This is a genomic window from Burkholderia sp. 22PA0106, from assembly GCF_047497155.1.
Taxonomy (GTDB): Bacteria; Pseudomonadota; Gammaproteobacteria; order Burkholderiales; family Burkholderiaceae; genus Burkholderia.
On record NZ_CP163163.1, the window covers coordinates 2,753,770 to 2,769,065 of the forward strand.

The following is a 15,296-nucleotide window of genomic DNA, read 5'->3' on the forward strand; positions in this document are numbered from 1 at the left end:
CGGGGCCGTACTGCCCGCAACGCGCCCGGCCCGCAGGCCGGAGCACGCACGCGGCGCTTACTTCTTCTTGCGCACCGGCGGCAGGTCGGTACACACGCCTTCGTACAACTCGGCGGCCATCCCGACCGATTCGCCCAGCGTCGGGTGCGGATGGATCGTCTTGCCGATGTCCTCGGCGTCCGCGCCCATCTCCACCGCGAGGCAGACTTCGCTGATCAGGTCGCCCGCGTTCAGGCCAACGATACCGCCGCCGATCACGCGATGCGTTTCCTCGTCGAACAGCAGCTTCGTGAAACCTTCATCACGGCCATTCGCGATCGCGCGGCCCGATGCGGCCCACGGGAACACTGCCTTGCCGTACTTGATGCCTTCGGCCTTGCACTGGTCTTCGGTCTTGCCGGCCCACGCCACTTCCGGATCGGTGTAGGCCACCGACGGAATCTGCAGCGCGTCGAAATACGACTTCTCGCCATGCGCCGCTTCGGCTGCCACGTGGCCTTCATGCACGGCCTTGTGCGCCAGCATCGGCTGGCCGACGATGTCGCCGATCGCGAAGATGTGCGGCACGTTGGTGCGCAACTGCTTGTCGACTTCGATGAAGCCGCGATCCGTCACCGTCACGCCCGCCTTGTCGGCACCGATCTTCTTGCCGTTCGGGCTGCGGCCCACGGCGACCAGCACCAGGTCGTAGCGCTGCGCTTCGGCCGGCGCCTTCTCGCCTTCGAACTTGACGTAGATGCCGTCTTCCTTCGCTTCGGCGCCCACCGTCTTCGTCTTCAGCATGACGTTGCCGAAACGCTTCGCGTTGTACTTCTCCCAGACCTTCACGAGATCGCGGTCCGCGCCCATCATCAGGCCGTCCATCATTTCGACCACGTCGATCTCGGCGCCGAGCGTCGAGTAAACGGTGGCCATTTCGAGGCCGATGATGCCGCCGCCGATCACGAGCATGCGCTTGGGCAACTGGCGCAGTTCGAGCGCGCCGGTCGAATCGACCACGCGCGGATCTTCCGGCATGAACGGCAGCTTCACCGGCTGCGAACCGGCCGCGATGATCGCCTGCTTGAACTTGACGACCTTCTTGCCGTTCTCGCCCTGCACTTCCATGTGGTACGGATCGACGAACGTGCCGAGGCCCGTCACGACTTCGACCTTGCGGGCCTTCGCCATGCCGGCCAGGCCGCCGGTCAGCTTGCCGACCACGCCCGACTTGAAGTCGCGCAGCTTGTCGAGATCGACTTCGGGCTTGCCGAACGAGATGCCGTGATCGGCCAGCGCCGCCGCTTCCTCGACCACCAGCGCCGTGTGCAACAGCGCCTTCGACGGGATGCAACCGACGTTCAGGCACACGCCGCCGAGCGTCGCATAACGCTCGACCAGCACCGTCTTCATGCCGAGGTCGGCCGCGCGGAACGCTGCCGAATAGCCGCCGGGGCCGGCGCCGAGCACGAGCATGTCGCATTCGATGTCGGCGCTGCCCGAGTAGCTGCCCGCCTGCGGCGCTGCCGCCGGAGCGGCCTTCTCGGCAGGCTTGTCGGCCGGCTTCTCGGCCGGTTTTTCGGCTGCCTTGGCCGGTGCCACGGCCGCTGCTGCGCCTTCGAGCACCACGATCAGCGTGCCTTCCGACACGTTGTCGCCGACCTTGACCTTCACTTCCTTGACGACGCCGGCCTCCGAGCTCGGCACATCCATCGTCGCCTTGTCCGATTCGAGCGTGACGAGCGATTGCTCCTTCTCGACCGTGTCGCCCGCCTTCACCAGCACTTCGATGACGGGAATTTCCTTGAAATCGCCGATGTCCGGCACTTTCACTTCGATGAGACTCATGAACTGTCCCCTGATTGTATGGGCTACCGCCGACCGCACGAGGCGCCCGGCCGGCCGCGCGGCGCTTCGAAAGCGCACCGCATGCCGGCCAGGCGACCGTCGGGGATCAGAGAATCACGCGGCGGAAATCGCCGAGGATCGTCGCGAGGTATGCGTTGAAACGCGCCGCCGCCGCGCCGTCGATCACGCGGTGATCGTAGGACAGCGACATCGGCAAGGTCAGACGCGGCACGAACTGCTTGCCGTCCCACACCGGCTTCATCGCGCCGCGCGACAGGCCGAGGATCGCGACTTCCGGCGCGTTGACGATCGGCGTGAAGTGCGTGCCGCCGATGCCGCCCAGCGACGAGATCGAGAAGCAGCCGCCTTGCATCTGGTCCGGCTTCAGCTTGCCGTCGCGGGCCGCCTTCGACAGATCCGCCATTTCCTTGGCGATGTCGGCGAGGCCCTTCTTGTCCGCGTCGCGAATCACCGGCACGACCAGGCCGTTCGGCGTATCGGCCGCGAAACCGATGTGGAAGTACTGCTTGAGGATCAGGTTGTCGCCATCGAGGCTCGCGTTGAAGTTCGGGAACTTCTTCAGCGCCGCGACCACGGCCTTGATCACGAACGCCAGCATCGTGAACTTCACGCCGGACTTTTCGTTTTCCTTGTTCAGCTGTACGCGCAGCGCTTCGAGATCGGTGATGTCCGCTTCGTCGTTGTTCGTGACGTGCGGGATCATGACCCAGTTGCGATGCAGGTTCGCGCCCGAGATTTTCTTGATGCGCGAGAGCGGCTGCGCTTCGACCGGACCGAACTTCGTGAAGTCGATCTTCGGCCACGGCAGCAGGTTCAGCTCGCCACCGCCCGCCGGCGCCGCAGCGGCGGCTGCCGGTGCGCGCTGGCCCGTCATCACGCCCTTCACGAACGACGTGATGTCTTCCTTCGTGATGCGGCCCTTCGGACCGGTGCCGCCCACGCTGCCGACATCCACGCCCAGTTCGCGCGCGAACTTGCGCACCGACGGCGAAGCATGGCTGGCCTTGCCGCTCGAAGCGGGGGCCGGCGCCGGCGCGGACGCCTGCGCGGCGGCGGCCGGCTTCGATTCGGCTTGCGCCGGTGCGGCCTTCGGCGCTTCCGCCTTCGGGGCCTCGGCCTTCGGCGCGGCAGCAGCCGGTGCGCCTTCGCCGCCTTCGAGCACGACGATCAGCGTGCCTTCCGACACGTTGTCACCGAGCTTGACCAAGATTTCCTTGACGACGCCGGCGGCCGGGCTCGGCACGTCCATGGTCGCCTTGTCGGATTCGAGCGTGACGAGCGATTGCTCCTTCTCGACCTTGTCGCCGACCTTCACGCCGATCTCGATGACCGGAATGCCCTTGAAGTCGCCGATATCCGGCACCTTGACTTCGATCGTGCCGCCGCCGGCGGCCGGCGCGGCTTGCGCGGCTGCCTGCTTCGGCGCTTCGGCCGGCGCGGCTTCCTGCTTCGGCTCCTGCTTCGGCGCTTCGGCCTTCGCTTCGCCCGCATCGCCTTCGAGGATCACGATCAGCGTGCCTTCCGACACGTTGTCGCCGACCTTGACCTTCACTTCCTTGACCGTGCCCGCTTCCGAGCTGGGCACGTCCATGGTCGCCTTGTCCGACTCGAGCGTGACGAGCGATTGCTCCTTCTCGACCTTGTCGCCAACCTTGACCAGCACCTCGATGACGGGAATTTCGTTGAAATCGCCGATATCCGGCACCTTGACTTCGATCGCTTGACTCATCTGTAAGTGTCTCCTGGGCCGCGCGCACCCTGGCGGGCTTGCGCGGCGTCACATGGCACGATTGCGTTAAACCGTCATCGGGTTGGGCTTGGACGGGTCGAGGTCGTACTTCTTGATCGCCTCGGCCACGACTTTGCGATCGATCGTGCCTTCGTCGGCCAGCGCGTTCAGCGCGGCGACGGTCACCCAGTAGCGATCCACTTCGAAGAAGTGGCGCAGCGCAGCGCGGGTGTCCGAACGGCCGTAGCCGTCGGTACCGAGCACGACGAAGCGGCGTTCGACCTGACCGCGGATCTGATCGACCAGGGCGCGCACGTAGTCGGTCGAGGCGATCACCGGGCCTTGCGTGTCCTTCAGCAGCTTCTGGACATGCGACTGGCGACGCTCTTCGGTCGGGTTCAGCAGGTTCCAGCGCTCGACTTCGTGGCCTTCGCGGGCCAGTTCGGTGAAGCTCGGCACGCTCCAGAGGTCGGCGGCGACGCCCCAGTCGTTCTTGAGCAGGGCGGCGGCGGCGATCACTTCATTGAAGATCGTGCCCGCGCCGAGCAGTTGCACGCGCGGCGCCTTCGCATCGGCGTCGGCCTTCTTGAACGAATACATGCCCTTGATGATGTCGGCAGCCACGTGCTCGCCCTGCGGAATCGCCGGGTGCTCGTAGTTCTCGTTCATCACCGTGATGTAGTAGTACACATCTTCCTGATCCGCGACCATGCGTTGCAGACCGTTCTGGATGATCACGGCCAGTTCATAGCCGAACGTCGGGTCATAGCTGACGCAGTTCGGCACCGAAGCCGCCCACAGCAGCGAGTGGCCGTCTTCGTGCTGCAGGCCTTCGCCGTTCAGCGTGGTTCGGCCGGCGGTGCCGCCGAGCAGGAAGCCGCGCGAACGCATGTCGCCCGCGGCCCAGGCCAGATCGCCGATCCGCTGGAAGCCGAACATCGAATAGAAGATGTAGAACGGCACCATGATCTCGTTGTGCGTGGAATACGACGTTGCCGCCGCGATCCAGTCGCACATGCCGCCTGCTTCGTTGATGCCTTCCTGCAGGATCTGGCCGGTTTCCGATTCCTTGTAGAACATCAGCTGATCGGAATCTTCCGGCACGTACTTCTGGCCTTGCTGATTCCAGATGCCGATCTGGCGGAACAGGCCTTCCATGCCGAACGTGCGCGATTCGTCCGGGACGATCGGCACCACGCGCTTGCCCAGCGCCTTGTCCTTCAGCAGGATGTTCAGGATCCGCACGAACGACATCGTGGTGGAGATCTCGCGGCCTTCGCCGGTGCCCTTGAGCAGCGGTTCGAACGCCTCGAGCATCGGCACCGGCAGCGATTCCGCCTTCTGGCGGCGCTGCGGCAGGTAGCCGCCGAGCGCCTGGCGGTGCGCGCGCATGTATTCGAGTTCCTTCGAGCCTTCCTCGAACTTCAGGTAAGGCACGTCGGCGATCACGTCGTCGGCGATCGGCAGGCGGAACTGGTCGCGGAAGCGCTTCAGTTGCTCGACCGGCAGCTTCTTCTGCTGGTGGGTGATGTTCATGGCCTGACCGGCCTCGCCCATCCCGTAGCCCTTGATGGTCTTCGCCAGGATGACAGTCGGCTGGCCCTTCGAATTGCTGGCCTCGTGGAACGCCGCGTAGATCTTGTGCGGATCGTGACCGCCGCGGTTCAGGTTCCAGATGTCGTCGTCGGACCAGTCGGCGACCAGCGCCTTCAGTTCCGGCGAGTTGAAGAAGTGTTCACGGACATACGCGCCCGATTCCGACTTGTACGTCTGATACTCGCCGTCGACCACCTCCATCATGCGGCGCATCAACGCGCCCGTCTTGTCGCGCGCGAGCAGCGAATCCCAGCGGCTGCCCCAGACGATCTTGATGACGTTCCAGCCGGCGCCGCGGAATTCCGATTCCAGTTCCTGGATGATCTTGCCGTTGCCGCGCACCGGGCCGTCCAGGCGCTGCAGGTTGCAGTTGATCACGAACACCAGGTTGTCGAGGCGTTCGCGGCTGGCCATGCCGATCGCGCCGAGCGATTCCGGCTCGTCGGTCTCGCCGTCGCCGAGGAAGGCCCAGACCTTGCGGCCTTGCGTCTTGGCGATGCCGCGCGCTTCCATGTACTTCATGAAGCGGGCCTGATAGATCGCCATGATCGGGCCGAGGCCCATCGAGACGGTCGGGAACTGCCAGAAATCGGGCATCAGCCACGGGTGCGGATACGACGAGATGCCGTTGCCGCCCACTTCCTGACGGAAGTTGTCGAGCTGGTTTTCCGACAGGCGGCCGAGCAGGAACGCGCGCGAGTAGACGCCCGGCGACGAGTGGCCCTGCACGAAGATCAGATCGCCGCCGTGTTCGGCCGACGGGGCGTGCCAGAAGTGGTTGTAGCCGACGTCATAGAGCGTCGCGGCCGAGGCGAACGAGGCGATGTGACCGCCCACGTTGGTGTCCTTGCCGGCGCGCAGCACCATCGCCAGCGCGTTCCAGCGCGTGTACGAACGGATGCGGTGCTCGAGATCCTGGTCGCCCGGGTTCTTGGCCTGCTGGCCGACGGGGATCGTGTTGATGTACGGGGTGTTCGCGGAGAACGGCAGATGCTCGCCGTTCATGCGGGCAAATTCGATTTGCTTCTCGATGAGGTAGTGCGCGCGGCCAGGACCGACGGACGAAATCACGCCGTCCAGCGCTTCGAGCCATTCGACGGTTTCCTGAGCGTCTTCGTCGTGCTCGGCGGCAACATACTTCATCACTTCATTGGGTACGGCGGACATGCTCGTCTCCTGAGTCCTGAGTGTGAGGATTGCGCTGCGTGCAGACGACGCGATTCGACCGGCTGCGGCAAGCTCCCGGCGGATTGTACGGAGGCTGCACGGGCCGATGCAACAAAATTTTCGGTTGGTGAGATTGTTTCTCATAATGCGAAATAATGCTGCGCCGCACCTATGAAGAATGACGCAGGCGCGACAAATTTCGCTTTCAGTTCAACAATGCGGCACACCGTTTTGTCGGCATGGCGCTGCGCTACAATGCGTGCCATGTTGACCGATCGGCTCTTTACTCGCTCGGCGCGAGCGTCCGGTGCCCCGGCCGATTCGCAGCCGTCCCGCTGGCACCACGGACCGTGGTGGTCCAACTCCTATCTATTGACGCCACTGCTGTCGATCCTGGTGTTTCTGGTGGTGATGAGCCTGATCCTCTGGAGCCTCAACCGCCGCGAGCAGCAGCAGCAGGAAGACACCCTCTATCGCAACGTCGCCTGGGCGCAGCAGCAGATCCGCCTGTCGATGACGAGCGCCCAGGAACAACTGCAGGCGTTCTCGCGCGACCTGGCGCTCGGCCGCATCAATGTCAGCGGCTTCCAGGCCGCAGCCGGCGACGTGATGCAGGCACACCCCGAAATCCTCTACGTCAACTGGTACATGCCGGCCGGCACGCCGCGCTGGCCCGACATGCAGTTGCCCGCGCTCGGCCAGCGGCTGTCGCGCCCGAACGACGCGCAACTGGCCGAGATCGTGCGCGGCGGCTATGCCGAAGCGCGCGAAACGCGCCGCCAGGCCTACTCGGCGATCGCCTACGACGATTTCGGCAACGGCTTCGTGACGCTGCAAACCCCGGTCACGCGCGACCGCGAATACCTCGGCTCGATCGCCGCCGTGTTCTCGGTCGAGGGCATTCTCAAGCACGACATCCCGCCCGAGCTGTCGGCCAAGTACAAGATCTCGATCACCGACGTCAACAACCGCGAGCTGGCCTCCACCTCCTCGCGCCCGCGCCTGCCGCGCGACGCCCATTACGATCTGCCGCTCGATCCGCCGGGCCAGGGCCTGACGGTACGCGTCTATTCGTACCCGCAGATGACGAACCTGACGAACAACACGCTCGTCTGGCTCGTGGCCGGCCTGTCGTGTTTCGTGTTGTGGAGCCTGTGGAGCCTCTGGAAGCACACACGGCAGCGTTTCGAGGCGCAGCAGGCGCTGTACGCCGAGGCGTTCTTCCGCCGCGCGATGGAAAATTCGGTGCTGATCGGCATGCGCGTGCTCGACATGCACGGCCGCATCACCCACGTGAACCCGGCGTTCTGCCGCATGACCGGCTGGGACGAGGCCGATCTGGTCGGCAAGGTCCCGCCGTTCCCGTACTGGCCGCGCGATGCCTACCCGGAAATGCAACGCCAGGTGGACATGACGCTGCGTGGCAAGGCGCCCTCCTCGGGTTTCGAGCTGCGCGTGCGCCGCAAGGACGGCTCGATGTTCCACGCGCGGCTGTACGTGTCGCCGCTGATCGACAGCTCGGGCCGCCAGACCGGCTGGATGTCGTCGATGACCGACATCACCGAGCCCAAGCGCGCCCGCGAGGAGCTGGCCGCCGCGCACGAACGCTTCACGACGGTGCTCGAAAGCCTTGACGCGGCCGTCTCGGTGCTGGCCGCCGACGAGGCCGAGCTGCTGTTCGCGAACCGCTATTACCGCCACCTGTTCGGCATCCGCCCCGACGGCCACCTCGAACTGTCGGGCGGCGGCTTCGACAGCACCCAGGCGTCCTCCGATTCGATCGACCTGGTTGACGCCTTCGCCGGCCTGCCCGCCACCGCGCTCACCGAAAGCACGGCCGACGCGCAGGAGGTGTACGTCGAAAGCATCCAGAAATGGTTCGAGGTGCGGCGCCAGTACATCCAGTGGGTGGACGGCCACCTCGCGCAGATGCAGATCGCGACCGACATCACCACCCGCAAGAAGGCGCAGGAACTGGCGCACCAGCAGGAAGAAAAGCTGCAGTTCACCAGCCGGCTGATGACGATGGGCGAAATGGCCTCGTCGATCGCCCACGAACTGAACCAGCCGCTCGCCGCGATCAACAATTACTGCTCCGGCACGGTGGCGCTGGTCAAGAGCGGGCGCGGCACCGCAGAAACCCTGCTGCCGGCACTCGAAAAAACCGCCCAGCAAGCGCTGCGTGCAGGCATGATCGTCAAACGCATCCGCGAGTTCGTCAAACGCAGCGAGCCGAAGCGCGAAGCCGCCCGCGTGGCCGATATCGTGGCCGACGCGGTCGGGCTCGCCGAAATCGAGGCACGCAAGCGCCGGATCCGGATCGTCACCGAAATCCGCGCCAGAATGCCTATCATCTATGTCGACCCCGTGCTGATCGAGCAGGTGTTGATGAACCTGATGAAGAACGCGGCCGAGGCGATGGGCGAGGTCAAGGATCCGAACACCGACGGCGTGATTCGCGTGGTCGCCGACATCGAGGCCGGTTTCGTCGACATCCGCGTGATCGACCAGGGCACCGGCGTCGACGAAGCCAGCGCCGAGCGGCTGTTCGAACCGTTCTACAGCACCAAGTCCGACGGCATGGGCATGGGGCTGAACATCTGTCGCTCGATCATCGAGTCGCACCGCGGACGGCTCTGGGTCGTGAACAATATCGAGGCGGACGGCCGCGTTTCCGGCGCGACGTTCCATTGCAGTCTGCCCATCGGGGCACCCGAGGACCACGGCCGTGGCGGCCTGGCATCACATACTGTTACGGGAGAGATATGAATAGCCCAGTCACCACCCCTCAGGAAACCGTCTTTGTGGTCGACGACGACGAAGCCGTGCGCGATTCGCTGCGCTGGCTGCTGGAGGCAAACGGCTATCGCGTGCAATGCTTCTCGAGCGCCGAGCAGTTTCTCGACGGCTACCAGCCCGCGTTGCAGGCCGGGCAGATCGCCTGCCTGATCCTCGACGTGCGCATGTCCGGCATGAGCGGCCTGGAGTTGCAGGAGCGCCTGATCGCCGACAACGCGGCGCTGCCGATCATCTTCGTGACGGGCCACGGCGACGTGCCGATGGCGGTCTCGACGATGAAAAAGGGCGCGATGGATTTCATCGAGAAGCCGTTCGACGAAGCCGAGCTGCGCAAGCTCGTCGAGCGCATGCTCGACAAGGCCCGCAACGAAAGCAAGAGCGTCCTGGAGCAGCGCGCCGCGACCGAACGCCTGTCGAAGCTGACCGCGCGCGAGCAGCAGGTGCTCGAACGGATCATCGCCGGCCGCCTGAACAAGCAGATCGCCGACGATCTCGGCATCAGCATCAAGACGGTCGAGGCGCACCGCGCCAACATCATGGAAAAGCTCAACGTCAACACGGTCGCCGATCTGTTGCGTCTCGCGCTGTCCAAGAAGCAGGCGTAAGCCTGCGGGGCGGCCCGCGCGGCCGCCCCGCCCTGCCTGCAGCTCGATCAAGCCGCGGCCCCCGCCTGGAGGCCGCGGCTTTGCATTGGGCAGCCGCCTCGTCATGGCGCGCCAGCGCTGCCCGATGTCGGGTCCCGACAGGCGATGGGTATAATTCCGTGCCTTGCAGCGGCTGAACCGCGTTCGCCGCGCCCCCGCTTTCCCAATCCAGACCGAATTTCACCATGACAGCCACCCTGATCGACGGCAACGCCCTTTCCAAGACCCTGCGCGCGCAAGCGGGCGAACGCGCCGCGGCCCTGACCGCGCGCGGCCACCGCCCCGGCCTGGCGGTCGTCCTGGTCGGCGACAACCCGGCGAGCGAGGTCTACGTCCGCAACAAGATCAAGGCCTGCCAGGACAACGGCTTCTACTCGAAGAAGGACCTGTTCCCGGCCACGCTGTCCGAAGGCGAACTGCTCGCGCACATCGACGCGCTGAACCGCGACCCGCTGATCCACGGCATCCTCGTGCAACTGCCGCTGCCGGCCCATATCGACAGCCACAAGGTGATCGAGGCGATCGCGCCCGAGAAGGACGTGGACGGCTTCCACGTCGCCAACGCCGGCGCGCTGATGACCGGCAAGCCGCTGTTCCGCCCGTGCACGCCGTACGGCGTCATGAAGATGTTCGAGGCGCACGGCATCGATCTGAGCGGCGCCAACGCGGTGGTGATCGGCCGCTCGAACATCGTCGGCAAGCCGATGTCGATGCTGCTGCTCGAAGCCGGCGCGACCGTCACGATCTGCCACAGCAAGACCCGCGACCTCGCCGCCCACACGCGCCAGGCCGACGTGGTGGTGGCCGCGGTCGGCAAGCGCAACGTGCTGACGGCCGACATGATCAAGCCGGGCGCCGTGGTGATCGACGTCGGCATGAATCGCAACGACGAAGGCAAGCTGTGCGGCGACGTCGATTTCGACGGCCTGCGCGAAGTGGCCGGCTTCATTACGCCGGTGCCGGGCGGCGTCGGCCCGATGACGATCACGATGCTGCTGATCAACACGCTCGAAGCCGCCGAACGCGCGGCCGACGCGGCGGCCTGAACGCCGCGCGCTGCAGGTAGGCGTTCTCGTACCCGCTTCACGCTTCACCGCCCTTGCGGCCGCGCGCGGATCTTTCCCGCGCGCGGCCCGTCAAAACGCAGCATGCCGGCCGCTTCGGCGGCACGCTGCCTGCCGTTTCCAATCGCCGCGTTAGAAACTTCCGATTGGAAACCGGCAACACCGCCCCAATAATGTCGACATGCCGCGGCCACGCAGCCGCGCCGTTCATTCGCCATCCGACCCCGCAGGGAGCCCCATGTCCGTCAGCGCCAACGCCAATCCGCTTCTCGATTTCTCCGGCCTGCCCCGCTTCGGCGAGATTCGTCCCGACCATGTCACGCCCGCCCTCGACGCGCTGCTCGAGCAGGCCGAGCGCACCGTCGAACACGCGGCCGATCCGGCCACGCCGGCCACCTGGGCCGACGTGGTCGAAGCCGTCGAGCGCGTGACCGAACCTCTCGGCCGCGCCTGGGGCATCGTCGGCCATCTGAACGCCGTCGCGGACACCCCGGAATTGCGCGCCACCTACGGCGAAAACCTGCCGCGCGTGACCGAGTTCTGGTCGAGCGTCGGCCAGAACCTCGCGCTCTACGAGAAGTACAAGGCAATCGCGGCCGGCGCCGAATACGCCACGCTGTCGGCCGAGCGCCGCAAGATCCTCGACAACTCGCTGCGCGATTTCCGTCTGTCCGGCGCGGAACTGCCCGAAGCTCGCAAGCCGCGCTTCGCCGAGTTGCAGGAGCAGCAGGCCGCGCTGTCGAAGGCGTTCTCCGACCACGTGCTCGACGCAACCAACGGCTATGCGTACTACGCGCAATCCGAGGCCGAACTGGCCGGCCTGCCCGGCGACGCGATCGAAGCCGCCCGCGAAGCCGCGCAGCGCGAAAGCAAGGACGGCTGGAAATTCACGCTGCACTTCCCGTCGTATTTCCCGGTGCTGCAATACTCGGAAAACCGCGCAATGCGCGAGACCCTGTACCGCGCCTACGTGACGCGCGCCTCGGAACTCGGCCCGCAATACGGCGACGGCAAGACCGAATGGGACAACACCAGGATCGTCGCGGAAACACTCGCGTTGCGCCGCGAGGAAGCGCAGATGCTCGGCTACGCGAACTTCGCGGAAGTCTCGCTCGCGCCGAAGATGGCCGAATCGCCGGCCCAGGTCACCGCGTTCCTCGAAGACCTGGCCGTGCGCGCGCGTCCGCACGCGGAGCGCGATTGGGAAGAACTGCGCGCGTTCGCCTCGGGCACGCTCGGCATGAGCGAACTGGCGCCGTGGGATATCGCGTTCGCGGCCGAGAAGCTGCGCGAGCAGCGCTACGCGTTCTCGGAAAACGAGGTCAAGCAGTACTTCCCGGAACCGGCCGTGCTTCAAGGCTTGTTCACCGTCACCGAAACGCTGTTCGGCGTGAAGATCCGCCGCGACGACGCGCCGGTCTGGCATTCGGACGTGCGCTTCTTCCGCGTCGAGAACCCGGACGGCACGCTGGTCGCCCAGTTCTACCTCGACCTGTACGCACGCGAAGGCAAGCGCGGCGGCGCCTGGATGGACGACGCGCGCACCCGTGCCAAACGCGCCACGGGCGTGCAGACGCCGGTGGCCTACCTGACCTGCAACTTCTCGGCGCCGGTCGGCGGCAAGCCCGCCTGCTTCACGCACGATGAAGTGATCACGCTGTTCCACGAGTTCGGCCACGGCCTGCATCACATGCTGACGCGCGTCGAGGAACTCGGCGTGTCGGGCATCAACGGCGTGGAATGGGATGCGGTGGAACTGCCGTCGCAGTTCATGGAGAACTTCTGCTGGGAATGGGACGTGCTGACCTCGATGTCCTCGCACGTCGAATCGGGCGCGTCGCTGCCGCGCGAGCTGTTCGACAAGATGCTGGCGGCGAAGAACTTCCAGAGCGGCCTCGGCACGCTGCGCCAGATCGTGTTCTCGATGTACGACATGCTGCTGCACATCGATTTCGATCCGGCCGGCACGGTGGGCGCGGTGGAATTCGCGCGCGACATCAACGAGCGCTTCCACGTGATCCCGCAATCGCCGTTCTCGCGCTGGCCGAACACGTTCAGCCATATCTTCGCGGGCGGTTACGCGGCCGGCTACTACAGCTACAAGTGGGCCGAGGTGCTGTCGGCCGATGCGTACGCGGCGTTCGAGGAAGCGGCGAAGGCCGGCGGCACCGTGCTCGACGCGGCCACCGGCACGCGCTACCGCCGCGAGATCCTCGAAGTGGGCGGCAGCCGCCCGGCGATGGAATCGTTCAAGGCGTTCCGCGGCCGCGAGCCGGAAATCGACGCGCTGCTGCGTCACAACGGCATGACGGCGACGGCGCACTGAGGCCGGCACGGCTCAGGCCCGGCGGCGCACGACCGACGCGCTGCCGGCGCACGACGGCGCTCACCTCGCGGTGAGCGCCGTTTTTCATTGGCCGCAGCCGGGCGCTCGGCTCAAGGCGCGACGATGCCCTCGCCCGGTTCGGCCAGGCCGTCGTCGTCCTCGCCGCCACGTTCCTCATCGTCATCGCCGAACAGCGCGATCTGGCCGTGCCGCTCGGCCGTATCCTCATCGACACGCACGCCCACGCCGAGCAGACGCACCGCCTGCTGCCGCCGCACCAGCCCTTTTTCGAGCAGCGCCACGGCAGTATCGGCGTCGGTCGCCTCGGCCACGCACTCGACCGTGGTGCGCTGGAAATCGGCGAAACGAATCTTCACGAACAGCTTGCGGATGGTGCGCAGCGAATTGGTGCGCGCAATCCGCGCGTCGAGCTGGACCACCAGCTTGCGCAACTCCTCGGCGCATTGCGCGGGCGTGGTCAGATCGTTCACGTAGGTGTTTTCGACGCTGACCGACTTGCGCTCGCGATCGGCATGCACGCGCCGCTCGTCGATGCCGCGCGACAGCTCGAACAGCCGCCGGCCGAACGAGCCGAATTCGCGATGCAGGTCGATCTGCGACCAGCCGCGCAACTGCGCGCAGGTCTCGATGCCGAGCCGCTCGAGCTTCGCGGCGGTCACGCGGCCCACGCCGAACAGCTTGCGCACCGGCAGCGCGGCCACGAACGCGTCGATCTGCGGCGGGCGCACCACGAACAGGCCGTCGGGCTTGTTCCAGTCGGAGGCGATCTTGGCGATGAACTTGTTCGGCGCGACGCCGGCCGAGACGGTCACCCCCACCGTGTCGCGCACGCGCTCGCGAATCTCGCGCGCGATCAGCGTGGCGCTGCCCTGGCAGCGCTCGGCGCGGCTCACGTCGAGGTAGGCCTCGTCGAGCGACAGCGGCTCGACCTCGGGCGTGTAGTCGCGGTAGATATCCATGATGGCGCGCGACGCGATGCGGTATTTCTCCATCGACGGCGGGATGATCAGCAAGCCCGGGCACTTGCGCATGGCCAGCGCCGACGACATCGCCGAATGCACGCCGAAGCGCCGCGCCTCGTAGTTGCAGGTGGCGATCACGCCGCGCCGGTCGGGCCGGCCGCCGACCGCGAGCGGCCGGCCGCGCAGCGAGGGATCGTCGCGCATCTCGACCGACGCATAGAAGCAGTCGCAATCGAGATGGATGATCTTGCGCGCGAACGCCGCCGCGCCGCCCGGCGAGGCGGACGGCGCGGCGGAATCAGCGGGATCGAGGGGCGTGGCGGGCGTATCCAAGGTAGCGATACTGTACAAAAAAACAGTGGCGCCGTGTTGTCGCGTTGCGATTTTGCCTGCTCGGGGGAAACCGGCCGGCGGGGCCGGATCAGCGGTTTATCCGTGCCGAAACGCGGCCAGTTTGGCGGCCAGCCCGAGGAAGAACGCACCGAGCGCCCGGTCGAGCCACGCCGACACGCGGCGGTTGGCGCGCAGGCCTTGCGAGAGCCTGGCGCCGAGCATGATCAGCGGCGGCTCGATCAGCGCCGCCACGGCGATGATCAACGCGCCGTGCACGCCGAGCTGAAGCGGTACCGGGCCGGCGCCCGCCACCACGAACTGCGGCAGCAGCGCGAGAAAGAAAATCGCCACTTTCGGATTGAGGATGTCGATCAGCACGCCCTGCCGGTAGACCTGCGCGACGGTGCGCGGCGCCGGCGCCGGGATCTCGAGCGCGCCGCCCTTCGAGCGCAGCGACTGGATGCCGAGCCAGGCCAGATAGCCCACGCCGATCCACTTGACGGCCAGAAACAGGCTGGCCGACGCATACAGGATCGCCGACAGCCCGACGGCCGCGCACACCACATGGAACAGCGCCCCGCTCCATACGCCGAGCATCGCCGCGAAACCGTGCCGGCGGCCATTGCGAACGGTGTGTCCGAGGATGAACGCGATGTCCGGCCCCGGCGCGATATTGAGCAGCACGGCCATGCCGAAAAACGCCATCCAGTGAGCCGGTTCGTAGTGCAGCATGGGAGCCGTCCTTGCGCATGCAAGCGCCGCAGAGTGGTCAGGCCACGAGCATACGGCAGCCGCGCTCGCCCGATC

At 66.2% G+C, this 15,296-nt stretch carries 10 protein-coding genes; 4 read left to right on the top strand and 6 right to left on the bottom strand.

The window, feature by feature from the left end; all coding sequences use genetic code 11:
• Positions 1 to 57: 57 nt before the first annotated feature.
• The 4 genes from lpdA to AB4850_RS27110 all read right to left on the bottom strand — a co-directional run bounded on the left by lpdA (position 58) and on the right by AB4850_RS27110 (position 6,606).
• A complete protein-coding gene (gene lpdA / locus AB4850_RS27095; protein WP_414442527.1) occupies positions 58 to 1,827 on the bottom strand; it encodes a dihydrolipoyl dehydrogenase in 1,770 nt (589 codons plus the stop codon).
• Between the two features lie 106 nt (positions 1,828 to 1,933).
• Positions 1,934 to 3,577: a dihydrolipoyllysine-residue acetyltransferase gene (gene aceF / locus AB4850_RS27100; RefSeq protein ID WP_414442528.1), complete on the bottom strand. Its 1,644-nt coding sequence runs from the start codon at positions 3,575 to 3,577 to the stop codon at positions 1,934 to 1,936.
• A 66-nt stretch (positions 3,578 to 3,643) separates the two neighbouring features.
• Positions 3,644 to 6,340 (bottom strand): pyruvate dehydrogenase (acetyl-transferring), homodimeric type, encoded by a 2,697-nt coding sequence (aceE, locus tag AB4850_RS27105; RefSeq protein WP_414442529.1) that lies wholly within the window; start codon positions 6,338 to 6,340, stop codon positions 3,644 to 3,646.
• Positions 6,341 to 6,480: 140 nt separating this feature from the next.
• Positions 6,481 to 6,606: a hypothetical protein gene (locus AB4850_RS27110; RefSeq protein WP_414442530.1), complete on the bottom strand. Its 126-nt coding sequence runs from the start codon at positions 6,604 to 6,606 to the stop codon at positions 6,481 to 6,483.
• Here AB4850_RS27110 and fixL point away from each other — a divergent pair.
• From fixL to AB4850_RS27130, 4 genes are all read left to right on the top strand, one after another.
• Entirely contained in the window at positions 6,605 to 9,109 is a 2,505-nt protein-coding gene (fixL, locus tag AB4850_RS27115; protein WP_414442531.1) for an oxygen sensor histidine kinase FixL, read from the top strand. The two genes, AB4850_RS27110 and fixL, sit on opposite strands and share 2 nt — an antisense overlap.
• On the top strand, positions 9,106 to 9,744 hold the full coding sequence (fixJ, locus tag AB4850_RS27120; protein WP_414442532.1) for an oxygen response regulator transcription factor FixJ: 639 nt from the start codon (positions 9,106 to 9,108) through the stop codon (positions 9,742 to 9,744). Before fixL ends, fixJ begins: the two co-directional genes overlap by 4 nt.
• 224 nt (positions 9,745 to 9,968) lie before the next feature.
• Positions 9,969 to 10,829 carry a bifunctional methylenetetrahydrofolate dehydrogenase/methenyltetrahydrofolate cyclohydrolase FolD gene (gene folD, locus AB4850_RS27125; RefSeq protein WP_414442533.1) on the top strand — a complete coding sequence of 287 codons (861 nt, stop codon included), beginning with the start codon at positions 9,969 to 9,971 and terminating at the stop codon, positions 10,827 to 10,829.
• A 256-nt stretch (positions 10,830 to 11,085) separates the two neighbouring features.
• On the top strand, positions 11,086 to 13,173 hold the full coding sequence (locus AB4850_RS27130; RefSeq protein ID WP_414442534.1) for a M3 family metallopeptidase: 2,088 nt from the start codon (positions 11,086 to 11,088) through the stop codon (positions 13,171 to 13,173).
• Between the two features lie 110 nt (positions 13,174 to 13,283).
• On the opposite strand, the gene dinB is transcribed toward AB4850_RS27130, so the two are convergent.
• Together dinB and AB4850_RS27140 are read right to left on the bottom strand one after the other, a co-directional pair.
• Positions 13,284 to 14,489 carry a DNA polymerase IV gene (dinB, locus tag AB4850_RS27135; protein ID WP_414442535.1) on the bottom strand — a complete coding sequence of 402 codons (1,206 nt, stop codon included), beginning with the start codon at positions 14,487 to 14,489 and terminating at the stop codon, positions 13,284 to 13,286.
• Between the two features lie 96 nt (positions 14,490 to 14,585).
• Positions 14,586 to 15,221 carry a LysE family translocator gene (locus AB4850_RS27140; RefSeq protein WP_414442536.1) on the bottom strand — a complete coding sequence of 212 codons (636 nt, stop codon included), beginning with the start codon at positions 15,219 to 15,221 and terminating at the stop codon, positions 14,586 to 14,588.
• Between the last annotated feature and the right edge of the window lie 75 nt (positions 15,222 to 15,296).